Origin of the sequence: Variovorax sp. WDL1, from assembly GCF_001541225.1 — a bacterium.
GTDB lineage: Bacteria > Pseudomonadota > Gammaproteobacteria > Burkholderiales > Burkholderiaceae_C > Variovorax.
Genome location: NZ_LMTS01000140.1, coordinates 1 through 13,017, shown reverse-complemented (window position 1 = coordinate 13,017; position 13,017 = coordinate 1). Strand labels below are relative to the sequence as shown.

The following is a 13,017-nucleotide window of genomic DNA, read 5'->3' as shown; positions in this document are numbered from 1 at the left end:
CCCCTGCCGGCGGTCGCCAGCCGGATGGGTGCGCGACAGCAGCCGCTTCTCGACCAGCGAGCCGACCGCCTTGGAGGTGCGCGCCCTGTCCAGCTGCGCGTGTTCGGCCAATTGCGAAGAGCTCAGCGCGCCACGGCTGGCGAGCGTCGCGATCAGCCGCCATTCGCGCCGGGTAATGCCGAAGCGTCCTTCGCACAGGCGAATCACCATGCTCCCCGCGACGGAAAGCAGGCGGGATAGCCGGTACAGAAGCAGCCCGTCGAGGGATTGGCGCTCGGATTCGCTCATCTCGGGGTTAGTCCGGGGGATGGTTGATTAGATCAATCAGAAGCCCCGACTCTAAATTCGATCGGCACCGCGGCATTGCGCCGCCCGACGAACAGAGAATCAAAGACCGGAGACAACCCCATGCAGGCCTTCACCCTTCATCGCCGTCGCACCCTCACCGTGCTGGGAGGCATTGCCCTCGCCCCGCTCGCGCATGCGCAGGCCTTGACGCCCGGCCAGCCCATCAAGGTGCTGATCGGCGTGCCCGCCGGCGGCACCCAGGACGTGCTGACGCGTGCGATTGCGCACGAGGTGCGGGACACACTGGGCCCGCTGATCATCGACAACCGCTCCGGCGCCGCCGGCCGCATTGCGGCCGAGGCGGTGAAGACTGCGGCGCCCGACGGCCGCATGCTGCTGCTTGGAACGGCCAGCATGATGACCATGTTCCCCAGTGCCTACAAGCAACTTTCGTACGACCCGGTCAAGGACTTCGTGCCGATCGTCAATGCGGCGCGCTTCGAGCTGGCGCTGGTGATCCACAAGGACGTGCCCGCCAACACGCTGCCGGAGTTCATCGCCTGGGCCAAGGGCCAGGGCGACAAGCTGAGCTTTGCCTCGTACGGTGCCGGCACGCCCTCGCACTTTCTCGGCGAGATGCTCAACCGCGCGGCCGGGCTGAAGATGGTGCACGTGGCCTATCGCGGCTCCACCCCGGCGCGCCAGGACCTGATGGGCGGCACCGTGCCGGTCTACTTCGACACCGTCGGCGGCGCGCTCCAGCTGCAGGCGAGCGGCCGCGTGAAGGTGCTGGCCACCAGCGGCGACAAGCGCTCGCCGCTGATGCCCAGTCTGCCGACCTTCGTCGAGGCGGGCTACAAGGACGTGGTCGCGGCAGCCTGGTTCGCCTACTATGCGCCGCGCAGCACACCCCAGCCCATCGTCGACAAGCTGCGCGCCGAGTTCACACGCGCGGTGAACTCCCGCGAAGTGCGCCAGCAATTGCTGCAGAACGGCATGTACCCGGCGGGCGACGGACCCGAGGCGCTCCTGAAGACCATGCGCGAGGACACCGCGCGCTGGAGCGGCATCATGAAGGCAGTCAACTTCCAGGCCAACGATTGAACTTCCCCATGCTCCAACATCTTCTGCGCCGACTTGCCGGCACCCTCGCCCTCGCCGCCATCGCCACGCTCGCGACGGGCGCCGCCTTCGCACAAGCTCCGGACGCCCCGCTGCGCATCGTCGTCGGCTACGCGCCGGGCGGCGCCACCGACCGGGTGGCCCGCATCGTGGGCGACAAGCTCCAGGCCAGGCTCGGCGTTCCGGTGATCGTCGACAACAAGCCCGGCGCCGGCGGTCGCCTCGCGGCCCAGCAGGTCAAGGCCACGCCGCCGGGGCAGAACGTGCTGATGCTCGCCAACCCCGCCGTGATGGTGGTCGCGCCGCTGGTCTTCAAGGACAGCGGCTATGACCCCGAGCGCGACTTCGTGCCGGTCTCGCACGTCAACGACTACGAGTTCGCGCTGTCGGTCTCGACAGCGGTACCCGTGCGCGAGCTGCCGCACCTGCTGGCCTGGATGCGGGCCAATCCCGAGAAGGCCAACGTCGGCGTGCCGGCCACGGGCAGCCTGCCGCACTTCTTCGGACTCATGGTGGGCGAGAAGGCCAGGGTGCCGACCCAGGTGATCGGCTATCGCGGCTCGGCCCCTTTGCTGACCGATCTCATCGGCGGCCAGGTGCCGATCGCCGTCGACACGCTGGACGTCGTCATTCCGCAGCACCAGGCCGGCAAGGTGCGCATCCTCGCGATGTCGGGCGCGAAGCGCTCGCCCTTTGCGCCCGAGGTGCCGACCTTCAAGGAGGCCGGCCTCGACCTCGTCGCGCTCGGCTGGAACGCTTTCTTTGCGCCGGCGACCATGCCGCGCGAGAAGGTCGCGCGCTTCTCGCAAGCCATTCGCGAGGTCATGCAGGACCCGGACACGACGCGGCGCTTCAAGGATTCGCTGATGACGCCTGTGGCCAGCACGCAGGAGCAGACCGCGGCGATGCTCAAGGCCTACCGCGCGCAATGGGCGCCGGTGGTCCAGAAATCCGGCTACCAGCCCTGACCCCCATGCAACGTCCCAACATCATCTTCATCGTGGCCGACGACCTCGGCTTCGCCGACCTCGGCTGCTACGGCGGGCGCGATGCGGCGTTCGGACCGGTGTCGCCGGTGCTCGATCGCCTGGCCGCCAAAGGCATCCGCTTCACGCAGGGCTATGCGAACTCGCCCGTGTGCTCGCCGACGCGCTTCGCGCTGATGACGGCGCGCTACCAGTACCGCCTGCGGGGCGCGGCCGAGGAGCCGATCAACAGCAGGAGCCGGGGCAGTGCCACGCTCGGCTTGCCGCCGGCTCATCCCACCTTGCCCTCGCTGCTGCGCGACGCCGGCTACCGAACGGCGCTGATCGGCAAGTGGCACCTGGGCTTTCCGCCGGCCTTCGGTCCCCTGCGCTCGGGCTACGAGGAGTTCTTCGGGCCGATGTCGGGCGGTGTCGACTACTTCACGCACTGCGACTCGGCCGGCCGCCATGACCTCTGGGCGGGCGAGGACGACAAGCAGGAAGAGGGCTACCTCACCGACCTGCTCTCGCGCCGCGCTGTCGACTACGTGGAGCGGATGGCCGGCCAGCAGGCGCCCTTCTTCCTGAGCCTGCACTACACGGCGCCGCACTGGCCCTGGGAAACGCGCGAAGACGCCGGACGCGCGCCTGCAATCAAGGACAACCTCTTCGACCTGGCCGGCGGCAATATCCACGTGTACCGCCGGATGATCCACCACATGGACGAAGGCATCGGCTGGATCATGGCCGCGCTCGAAAAGCAGGGAATCGCCGACAACACGCTGGTCGTCTTCACCAGCGACAACGGCGGCGAGCGCTTCTCGGACAACTGGCCGCTCGTCGGCGGCAAGATGGACCTCACGGAGGGGGGCATCCGCGTGCCGTGGATCGCGCACTGGCCCGCCGTCATTCGCGCCGGCGGCGAAACCGACCAGCACTGCATGACGATGGACTGGTCGGCCACCATGCTCGAGGCCGCGGGCGCCCCTGCCCACCCGGACTATCCGCTCGATGGCGTCTCGCTGCTGCCCGTGCTGCGCGACGCGGCGACGCGCTTCTCCCGCCCGCTGCACTGGCGCATGAACCACCGCGGCCAGCGCGCCCTGCGCGACGGCGACTGGAAGTACCTCCAGGTCGACGGTCACGAGTACCTGTTCAACATCCCGGCCGACGAGCGGGAGCGCTCCAACCAGGCTGGCCGCGAGCCCGAGCGCATGGCCTCGATGCGCACGGCATGGGAGTCATGGAACGCGACCATGCCTGCCATCCCGGACGATGCAACGGTGAGCCTGGGCTATTCGTACAGGGACATGCCGCAGCGCTGACCCAGGCCGCGCTACAACGGCCGCACCGGCAGGCAAGCGTGCAGTCGAAAACATGGCAGCGCCCGCCAGCGTCTGAGCACCCACGACGCCCGACACAACAGCGCACTGGCCGAAGGCCCTATGCCGCGCGGCCGTTTGACACCTCTTCCCCGGTCGACCAGAATTTCCGATTGAGTACTTAATGGCTATTTGGTCGCAGAGGTTTTGGAGATGGACATCGGACTTGCCCAATGGCAGTTCCTGCTCGCGCTGCTGACAGGGGCGCTGCTTCTGTTCGTCATCATGTGGATCGCCTGGCACCGCGTCGCCGAGCGGCGAGAAGCCGAACGCCGCATCGCCGCGGCCCGGGTGCGTTCCGGCCATGTGCCGCTGGAGATCCCGACCGTGCGCGGCGACCTGAACCGCTCCGGCGATTCGGTGCCTGACACCCTCCCCGGGTGGTTCATCCAGGGCAAGGGCGAGCATTCCATCGTCGACGAGCAGCCGCGCGTCCGCGTGCGCTACGTCGACCCGCACGGCCGCAAGGCGGAGTGCACGCTGCAGGTCGAGCACCTGGACCTGCAGAAGAGGCTCCTCACAGGGCGCGGTGAATTGCCAGGCGACACGCACCGCATCCCGCTGCACATGATCACCGGCGCGCGCATCGCAGAGTCGGGGCAGCGCTTCAACATCGACACCTGGGTGGATGCCGTGCGTGTCGCGCGCCGGCGGCGCGGGCAGATCTAGAAACTGTCTCGATTGAAACAACGGGCGCGCCGCAAGGCGGACGCCCGTTTCCTTATGATGCGGGCCCGGCTGATTTCCCGGCCTCGCACCCATCTACCGCCTCGATGACCCTTCCCGCGACCGCACCGCACACGCCCATGATGGCCCAGTACCTGGCCCTCAAGGCGGACCATCCAGACACCCTGCTGTTCTACCGGATGGGTGACTTCTACGAGCTGTTCTACGCCGACGCCGAGAAAGCCGCGCGCCTGCTCGACATCACGCTCACGCAGCGCGGCCAATCGGCGGGGCAGCCGGTGGTGATGTGCGGGGTGCCCTTCCACTCGGTCGATACCTACCTCGCGCGCCTGATCAAGCTGGGCGAGTCGGTGGCCATCTGCGAGCAGGTCGGCGAGGTGGGTGCGGCCAAGGGACCGGTGGAGCGCAAGGTGGTGCGCGTGGTCACCCCCGGCACGCTGACCGATGCCGAGCTGCTGCAGGACAAGAGCGATTCGCTGCTGCTCGCGGTGCATGCAGGCTCGCGCAACTTCTGCGGTCTCGCCTGGCTCAGCGTCACCGGCGCGGAGCTGCGCCTGGCCGAGTGCCCGGCCGATGCGCTGGAAGCCTGGATCGCGCGCATCGGTCCGAGCGAGCTGCTCTACAGCGCGGAGGTCACGCCGGGCTTCGAGCAGCGCCTGAAGGCGGCGCGCAACGGCGCGGCCTTCACGCTCTCGGTGCGGCCGGCCTGGCAGTTCGACGGCGGCCTGGGCGAGCGCAAGCTGTGCGAGCAGATGGGCAGCAACAGCCTCGCGGCGTGGGGCGCGGAGTCGCTGGCCAACGCCCACGCCGCCGCGGCCGCGCTGCTGGGCTACGCCGAGCACACGCAGGGGCGCGCGCTGTCGCACGTGCAGCGGCTCGCGGTGGAGCGCGATGGCGAGCTGATCGAGCTGCCGCCCACCACGCGCCGCAACCTGGAGCTCGTTCAGACCTTGCGCGGGGAGGATTCGCCGACGCTGTTCTCGCTGCTCGACACCTGCATGACGGGCATGGGCAGCCGGCTGCTCAAGCGCTGGCTGCTGGCGCCGCGCCGGAACCGCAGCGAGGCGCAGGCGCGCCTCGAGGCTATCGCCGCGCTGCAGGCCGCGCCGTCGGGCGCCACCGCGGCGCCGTGGCGCGCCCTGCGCGATCGCCTCAAGAACACGAGCGACGTGGAGCGCATCGCCGCGCGCATCGCGCTGCGCCAGGTACGTCCGCGCGAGCTGGTCGCGCTGCGAATGGCGCTGGCCAAGGCGGAAGAACTCGCGCCGGCCCTGCCTGCCTCGGCCGCGCCGCTGCTTGCACACATGGCCGGGCAACTGGCACCGCCGCCCGGCTGCGTCGAGCTGCTGGTGGCGGCCATCCACCCCGAGCCTTCCGCGCTGGTGCGCGATGGAGGCGTGATCGCCACCGGCCACGATGCCGAGCTCGACGAGCTGCGCGCCATCAGCGAGAACAGCGACGCCTACCTGCTGCAGCTCGAGGCCAGCGAGCGCGAGCGCACCGGCATCTCCAACCTGCGCGTGCAGTTCAACCGCGTGCACGGTTTCTATATCGAGGTCACGCAGAGCGCGCTGGGCAAGGTGCCGGACAACTACCGCCGCCGGCAGACCCTGAAGAACGCCGAGCGCTTCATCACGCCCGAGCTCAAGGCCTTCGAGGACAAGGCGTTGTCGGCCCAAGACCGTTCGCTGGCCCGCGAGAAGTGGCTCTACGAGCAGTTGCTCGATGCACTGCAGCCCTCGGTCGCGGCGCTCACGCGGTTGGCGGGCGCACTGGCCGCGCTCGATGCGCTGTGTGCGCTGGCCGAGCGCTCGCACACGCTGCACTGGCGCCAGCCTTCCTTCGTGGCCCACCCCTGCATCGACATCGAGAAGGGCCGCCACCCGGTGGTCGAAGCCCGGCTGGCCGAGAAATCATCGGGCGCGTTCATTGCGAACGACACGCGCATGGGCCCCCAGCAACGACTGCAGGTGATCACCGGCCCCAACATGGGCGGCAAGTCCACCTACATGCGGCAGGTCGCGATCATCGTGCTGCTCGCCTCCATCGGCTCGCACGTGCCGGCCGATGCCTGCCGGCTGGGGCCCATCGACGCCATCCACACGCGCATCGGCGCGGCCGACGACCTGGCCAACGCCCAGTCGACCTTCATGCTGGAGATGACCGAGGCGGCGCAGATCCTGCACGGCGCCACCGCCCATTCGCTGGTGCTGATGGACGAGATCGGCCGCGGCACCAGCACTTTCGACGGCCTGGCTCTGGCTGCCGGCATCGCGGCCCAGCTGCACGACCGCACGCGCGCCTTCACGCTGTTCGCCACCCACTACTTCGAGCTCACCGAGTTCCCGGCGACGCACCATGGCGCAGTCAACATGCATGTGAGCGCTACCGAGGCCGGGCGCGACATCGTGTTCCTGCACGAGATGCAGCCTGGGCCCGCCAGCAAGAGCTACGGTATCCAGGTCGCACGCCTGGCCGGCATGCCGGCCGCGGTGGTCAACCATGCGCGCCAGGCGCTCGAAGCCTTGGAGGCCCAGCAGGCGCAGGCCCGCGCCCAGGTCGACCTGTTCGCGCCGCCGCCGGTGGCAGAGACGCCACCGGCGAGCGCCGTAGAATCCGCGCTGACGGCGCTCGACCCCGACACGCTGAGCCCGCGCGAGGCGCTCGAGGCGATCTACACACTCAAGAAACTCCAAGCGCGCGAGCACCGCTAGGGCCTGTTACACATGACTTACTGCGTAGGCATCAAACTCAACGCCGGCCTGGTGTTTCTTTCCGACTCGCGGACCAACGCGGGGGTGGACCACATCAGCACCTTCCGCAAGATGATCGTCTACGAGCAGCCGGGCGACCGCGTGATGGTGCTGCTGTCGGCAGGCAACCTGAGCATCTCGCAGTCGGTGCGCGAGATCCTGCAGATCGAGGAACTTCGCGAAGCGCGCGAAACCGGGGACGACGGCGACGACCGCCCGCCCATCACCATCTGGAACGCGAAGAGCATGTTCGACGCCGCACGCGTGCTGGGCTCGGCGGTGCGCCATGTCTACGACCGCGACGCCGAGGCGCTCAAGCACGCGGGCCTGGAGTTCAACGTTTCCTTCATCTTCGGCGGCCAGGTCAAGGGCGAAGGCATGCGCCTGTTCCTGGTCTACGCGGCCGGCAATTTCATCGAGGCCACCACCGAGACGCCCTATTTCCAGGTCGGCGAGTCCAAATACGGCAAACCCGTGCTCGATCGTGTGCTCACGCCCGACACGCCGCTGGACGAGGCGGCCAAGTGCGCCCTGGTGTCGATGGACTCCACCATGAAGTCCAACCTCTCGGTTGGCCTGCCGTTGGACCTGGTGGTGTATGAGGCCAACCGCCTCCAAACCGACAAGGTCGTGTGCATCGACGCCGACAACCCTTACTACCGCATGGTCCACAGCAGCTGGGGCCAGAAGCTGCGCGAGGTGTTCGACAGCATCGAGGACCCGGTCTGGGACGACACCTACGCCGAGCACCCGCTCAAGATGCCGGCGACGCGCCACAGCCCGTTGCGCAAGATCTCCACGCCCGAGGAAAAGCTCATCTGAGCGTCGACGCTCCGGGTGCAATCGTCACCCGTCGTCCCCCCGGTCCGCCCTGATACGAAGGATTAATCCACCACGGATCAATCCCGGCGGGCCAACCGGCTCAAGTGCCGAGGCGCACGCCGCCGTGCTCCACAGCACGGTGCCCGGCACGCACCGGTCTCCCGGAACGGATCGCGCCCCCCGACCCAAGCGGATGGCCTGATGCGGGCCACACCCACCCTCCAGCGCCGTGACCCACCGCGCGGCAGCGTCATGGCTCCTCCGGGCCTATCGATGCACCGGGTGAAAAAGGAACACTGGATTCAAGCCGGTGATCGAGCGAGACCGATCCCGGTAGCAGATTCCAGAGTTGTCTCGCGCCGTCCAGGAGCTTCTCCGTGACAAGCACACCACTCGAGACCGAACTCATGCACCGCGCACTGCACGAGATCGACCAGTTGCTCTCCGCCCTCCAGGCCACCGCCACAGTGCATCACTGCTTGCCGCGCGACGAATTCTCCGCTGCACCTTTCGAAAGGCCCGGCGCCGAGCAAGCACCTACGCCATCCGCGGTGTACTTCTGCCTGGCCTCCGCCAGTGCGCTGCTGGACGTGAGCCGCTCCTTGCTGGGCCATCTGGACGTGCTTCCTGCGAACACTCGCCCCGCGAACTGGAGCCAACTGAGCGAGGCGTCCAAGGCAGCCGGCCAATCGGCCTTCCTGGCTTCCGTGATGCTGGCCTCGCCTCAGGCAGGGAGTGCAGGGCCCACCTCGCGCGACGACATGTGGGCGCCTACCCGAGCCGGCCGGCCCTCCGCGACAGCAGCGCGGCCGCAAGGCGCTTCAGTCGGCATGCGTTTGAAGACCAGGCTCCGGAGCCTCATCGACGCGGTCGCTGTCTAGCAGCTGCGAAACGAATCGAGTCGAGTCGAAACGGACAGCGAGAAGGGATGCGACACATGGCGCTCTCTTGAAACGGCGAGGCTGCCGCCGTGATCGCTGGATTCGATCTGCAGCCACCTCCAACCACGCATTAGCCCCAGGGGAAGGCGCGCCCACCGCGCCGCCCCCGTAGTCGCTCGCCTCGGCGAGCCCTTTTCGGATTTCTTCGCCAAGTTCTTTGCGCCTTCGAAGGGCGCAGGGGGACTTCTTTTTTTCAATTTAAAGCCAATTAGGAGACTCAGTGTGAGAAAGATCGATAAACACGCCCTTCTGCTTTGCTTCGCAGCAAGCGCGCTCGCGGGTTGCGGGGGCGGAGGAAGCGGCGCAGGCGACAGCTTCGCCTCACCTCAAGGCACTGACGTGACGCCTGCTTCGCCGGCCGCCTCGACAGCGGAGCCCGCCGCAGGCAAAGAATCAGCGCTGCTCAGCAAGCTCGACTCGAGCTGGGTCAAGGTCGCCAATGAAGGGCAGAGTTTCAACCTCGCCTCGTCCACGGTGGTGCAGTACGGCGCGAATTCCGCCTGGACGAGCAAGGAGCTCTCCGGCAGCGTTATCTGCAACAACGCAACCTTCGGCCGCGACCCGCTGGAATATGTGGTGAAGGCATGCTATGTGCAGACCGCGCTTGCGCCTTCTCCTGCCACCGCGCCTCCAGCCGGAACCGTACTCGCCCAGGAAGGTTCCTCGTTCACAGTGCCCGCTCCGACTTTGGTGAAGTACGGCGCAGACTCGCGCTGGGTCACCAAGTCCGTCACCGGGACCGCGGCCTGCACGAACAGCTTCTTCGGGAAGGATCCCGCCTTCATGACGGCGAAGTCATGCGTGTCGGCCGGCCCTGCTCCTGCTCCTGCTCCTGCTCCTGCTCCTGCTCCCGCTCCTGCACCTGCACCCGCACCTGCTCCTGCTCCTGCTCCTGCACCCGCACCCGCACCTGCACCTGCACCTGCCCCTGCACCGGCACCTGCACCTGCACCGGCTCCCGCACCTGGCAGTGCCCTGACCGGAGACATCGTCGACAGCGCCGGTACGGTGGTGCCCAGCGCCTACGCGGCCATGGCCTACAAGTTCAACTCCGACGCGGGCGTGATCTACAAGTACGGAGCGCCTGCCAGCAGGAGCGGCGTGGCGACGTTGCCGGAGCGCGCGGACGTCGGCACGATGAGCGGCATCGGCTCGGTCTACCAGCTTGGCCGCGAGGACTCGACGAACAACATGTACGTGTCGATCCACGCCGCCACCATCGGCGTTCCGACCGCCGGTCAGAGCGTGGAGGACTCCGTGGCCTGGCTCCAGAACTCGGCCACCGACCGGCGCACATTCCAGCAGCGCCCGCAGGTGCTGTGGCAGCAGCGTCGCCTGCTGCCGACCTCCATCGACGACTACGTCACCAGAGGGGTGCTGGCAAAGAACGATCCGGCCGACCTCCCGGTATGTGAGCATCGCGGCGAGAACGCGGCCGATTCGCCGGCCACGCGGCTGTCGCTGGTGTGCACTCAGGGCAGCCCGACAAAGCCGGCCAAGCTGTACACGGTGGGCACCCTCACCGCACAGAACCAGGCCTCGACCTCGTTCAAGCTCGGATTCGTGCCGACCGCCGTCACGGTCACCGGGGGTGGTGAATTCGCGCTGGTGTTAGGATGGGACGTGCCGAACACCAAGGGCCAGGTGGCCATCGTCTCCCTCGGCTCAGCCCCGCAGGGCTGGAAGCCCGGTGACGTGCGCTACGACTGGTGGCATGGATGGATGGACATGATGCACCCCGGCTTCTCAGACCAGGGCAACTACGTCTTCATGAAAGTCATCGCCTACGTCGACCTGCCTTCGGACCTCAAGGCGCCCACCGGCATCGCTGCGACCACCGGCATCCACCCGTACACGGCTATGCTGAAGTACGACTCGTCCGGGCAGATCTCGAACTTCCAGATGCTGAACTCGCCGATGGCGAACAACCGGGCAAAGATGCTGCCTGGTGGCGAGGACTACGAGCGCTATGCCAAGGGTGGCGTCGCGGTCGTGGTCTCCAAGAGCGAAAAGAAGGCGACGTTCATCGACCTCGGCCCGTTGTTCAAGTACACGAACGAGATGTACCTGGGCAGCGCGGCCTCCAATCTGGAAACGCAGAACGTCGGTCTGGCCGCCAGCCAGTGGCCGTACCTGTTGGCGGACAAGCCGCAGGCCATGCCCGTGGTGGTGAAGACCGAAACGCTGCCGACGCGCCCGACGGCGGTGTGGACGACCGCCACGCGCAGCTACTGGAGCAAGGACGAGCAGTCGCGGATCTCGGACTACCCCTTCTGGCGTGCCAACCCGCAATACGCTCGCGCCGCGATTGCGACCGAGGGCGGCAATCTGCAGCTGTACTCTCTGGGCCGCTACGCCGCCGGCGTGAAGCCGACGACGCCGGCACCCACGGACATCCAGCAGGCGGGCACCGTCTACGGCTTGGGTGCGAACATCACGCACCTTGCGGCAGCCAAGGACTACGCAGGGGTGTCGGACCCGATCAACGACCTGATCCTGTTCACCGACCGGGCCAACCGGAAGTGGGGCTGGGTCAAGATCGTGAACACCAGCGACACGGCGTCCACCGGCAGCGTGATTCGCACCATGGAAGACTCGCGAGTGGACCCCATCATGGTGACGATGGCCGACAACTACTCGACCAAGGGCAACGTCCTGACCGTGGCCGACTACGCGGGTGCGGGCATCGCCAATTACCGCTTCGGCGATGTCATCTACCCCGATGCGAGCAGCGGCTTCTGCACCAGTGCAGGCGTCTGCCCGACGTTGAACGCCAACGGCGAATTCGCCGGCAAGCTGGCCCTGCCGTTCAAGCCCTTCTCGGTGCACAGTTCCAACGTGCCGTGACGCGCTGAGTTGCTCGCCGGCCAAGGCCCCAGCTTTTGCTGGGGCTTTTTTTTGCGGACCCTACTCGGCCCACACGACCGCACCGCTCCACGCGGTGCCAAGCACCACGATGCCAAAGACGATGCGGTACCAGGCAAACGGGACGAAGCTGTGGGTGCTGATGTATTTCAGCAGCCAGCGCACGCAAAGCCAGGCGCTCGCGAAGGAGAACACCAGCCCGACGGCGAACATGGGCAGGTCCGCCACCGAGAGCAGCGCCCGCTCCTTGTAGAGGCTGTAGGCACCGGCGCCGATCAGCGTGGGGATCGCCAGGAAGAAGGAGAAGTCCGTCGCCGCCTTGCGCGACAGGCCCAGCAGCATGCCGCCGATGATGGTGGCGCCGCTGCGGCTGGTGCCCGGGATCATCGCGAAGCACTGCACCAGGCCGACCTTGAGCGCGTCCCACGGCGTCATGTCGTCCACGTGCTCGACCCGCACCGAGCCGGGCGGGCGCTTCTCGGCCCAGAGGATGATGAAGCCGCCGATGATGAAGGTGCTGGCGACCACTACCGCTGTGAACAGGTGCGCCTTGATCAGCTTGCCGAACAGGAGCCCGAGCACCACGGCCGGCAGGAAGCCGATCAGCACGTTGAGCACCAGGCGCTGCGCCTTGTGCTGGCGCGGCAGTGCCACCAGTGTGGAATGGATCTTCTGCCAGTAGACGATGATCACGGCGAGGATGGCGCCGGTCTGGATCGCGATGTCGAAGACCTTGGCCTTCTCGTCGTCGAACCCGAGCAGCGAACCGGCCAGGATCAGGTGGCCGGTCGACGAGATGGGAAGAAATTCGGTCAGGCCCTCGACGATGCCCATGACGGCGGCCTTGGCCAGCAAAACGATATCCACACGCGCTCCTTTGAAGAGCGCCGATTATCGCGATGAGGCGGTAAGCCTCGGTTCAGGGCACCTCGCCTACCAGCGCACCTTGAGGCCCGCGGATCCGCTCATGGAGCCCTTTACGCGGGTGTCTCCGCCCGAGGCCCATAGCTTGCCGAGCTCGCCGTAGAGGCTGGTCGATTCGCTCAGGCGCAGGGTGAAGCCTGCAGCCAGCTCGGTCGAGGTGCCGCCCCTGCTGCTTGCGATGGCCGTGCTTGCCGCCGGGTTGATGAAGCGGGCAACATCGTTGCCAGTCGAGGCGCGGTACAGGTTCACCCGTGCATAGGGTTGCAGC

General features: G+C 67.4%; 12 protein-coding genes. 8 read left to right on the top strand and 4 right to left on the bottom strand.

Going from position 1 to position 13,017, the window contains the following annotated elements:
• The coding region (locus APY03_RS44115) for a MarR family transcriptional regulator (protein ID WP_157103431.1) at positions 1 to 288 on the bottom strand (288 nt) is incomplete at its 3' end.
• Between the two features lie 120 nt (positions 289 to 408).
• Between APY03_RS44115 and APY03_RS19140 the strand changes: the two genes are divergently transcribed.
• From APY03_RS19140 to APY03_RS19110, 7 genes are all read left to right on the top strand, one after another.
• Complete coding sequence (locus tag APY03_RS19140) at positions 409 to 1,392, top strand: Bug family tripartite tricarboxylate transporter substrate binding protein (RefSeq protein WP_068679088.1); 984 nt, start codon at positions 409 to 411, stop codon at positions 1,390 to 1,392.
• Between the two features lie 8 nt (positions 1,393 to 1,400).
• Entirely contained in the window at positions 1,401 to 2,378 is a 978-nt protein-coding gene (locus APY03_RS19135) for a Bug family tripartite tricarboxylate transporter substrate binding protein (protein WP_068679086.1), read from the top strand.
• A 5-nt stretch (positions 2,379 to 2,383) separates the two neighbouring features.
• A complete protein-coding gene (locus APY03_RS19130; protein WP_068679084.1) occupies positions 2,384 to 3,700 on the top strand; it encodes a sulfatase family protein in 1,317 nt (438 codons plus the stop codon).
• A 210-nt stretch (positions 3,701 to 3,910) separates the two neighbouring features.
• The gene (locus APY03_RS19125) at positions 3,911 to 4,426 is read left to right on the top strand and encodes a hypothetical protein (protein ID WP_146039352.1); all 516 of its coding nucleotides are present in this window, start codon (positions 3,911 to 3,913) and stop codon (positions 4,424 to 4,426) included.
• 104 nt (positions 4,427 to 4,530) lie between these two features.
• A complete protein-coding gene (mutS, locus tag APY03_RS19120) occupies positions 4,531 to 7,158 on the top strand; it encodes a DNA mismatch repair protein MutS (protein ID WP_068679080.1) in 2,628 nt (875 codons plus the stop codon).
• A 12-nt stretch (positions 7,159 to 7,170) separates the two neighbouring features.
• Entirely contained in the window at positions 7,171 to 8,019 is an 849-nt protein-coding gene (locus APY03_RS19115) for a proteasome-type protease (RefSeq protein WP_068679078.1), read from the top strand.
• A gap of 377 nt (positions 8,020 to 8,396) precedes the next feature.
• Positions 8,397 to 8,900, top strand: a complete 504-nt coding sequence (locus APY03_RS19110) for a hypothetical protein (protein WP_068679076.1) — start codon at positions 8,397 to 8,399, stop codon at positions 8,898 to 8,900.
• 841 nt (positions 8,901 to 9,741) lie between these two features.
• On the opposite strand, the gene APY03_RS19095 is transcribed toward APY03_RS19110, so the two are convergent.
• Positions 9,742 to 9,912 (bottom strand): hypothetical protein, encoded by a 171-nt coding sequence (locus APY03_RS19095; protein WP_180988650.1) that lies wholly within the window; start codon positions 9,910 to 9,912, stop codon positions 9,742 to 9,744.
• 59 nt (positions 9,913 to 9,971) lie between these two features.
• Here APY03_RS19095 and APY03_RS19090 point away from each other — a divergent pair, with 59 nt between their 5' ends.
• Positions 9,972 to 11,807: a hypothetical protein gene (locus tag APY03_RS19090; RefSeq protein ID WP_146039350.1), complete on the top strand. Its 1,836-nt coding sequence runs from the start codon at positions 9,972 to 9,974 to the stop codon at positions 11,805 to 11,807.
• Positions 11,808 to 11,867: 60 nt separating this feature from the next.
• On the opposite strand, the gene APY03_RS19085 is transcribed toward APY03_RS19090, so the two are convergent.
• Together APY03_RS19085 and APY03_RS19080 are read right to left on the bottom strand one after the other, a co-directional pair.
• On the bottom strand, positions 11,868 to 12,692 hold the full coding sequence (locus tag APY03_RS19085; RefSeq protein WP_068679064.1) for an undecaprenyl-diphosphate phosphatase: 825 nt from the start codon (positions 12,690 to 12,692) through the stop codon (positions 11,868 to 11,870).
• Between the two features lie 66 nt (positions 12,693 to 12,758).
• Positions 12,759 to 13,017: autotransporter domain-containing protein (locus tag APY03_RS19080; RefSeq protein ID WP_157103430.1), on the bottom strand; the 259-nt coding region annotated here is incomplete at its 5' end.

Coding starts and splice junctions, on each gene's coding strand:
- APY03_RS19140 (WP_068679088.1), top strand. CDS start 409: ATGCAGGCCTTCACCCTTCATCGCCGTCGCACCCTCACCGTGCTGGGA.
- APY03_RS19130 (WP_068679084.1), top strand. CDS start 2,384: ATGCAACGTCCCAACATCATCTTCATCGTGGCCGACGACCTCGGCTTC.
- APY03_RS19125 (WP_146039352.1), top strand. CDS start 3,911: ATGGACATCGGACTTGCCCAATGGCAGTTCCTGCTCGCGCTGCTGACA.
- mutS (WP_068679080.1), top strand. CDS start 4,531: ATGACCCTTCCCGCGACCGCACCGCACACGCCCATGATGGCCCAGTAC.
- APY03_RS19135 (WP_068679086.1), top strand. CDS start 1,401: ATGCTCCAACATCTTCTGCGCCGACTTGCCGGCACCCTCGCCCTCGCC.
- APY03_RS19115 (WP_068679078.1), top strand. CDS start 7,171: ATGACTTACTGCGTAGGCATCAAACTCAACGCCGGCCTGGTGTTTCTT.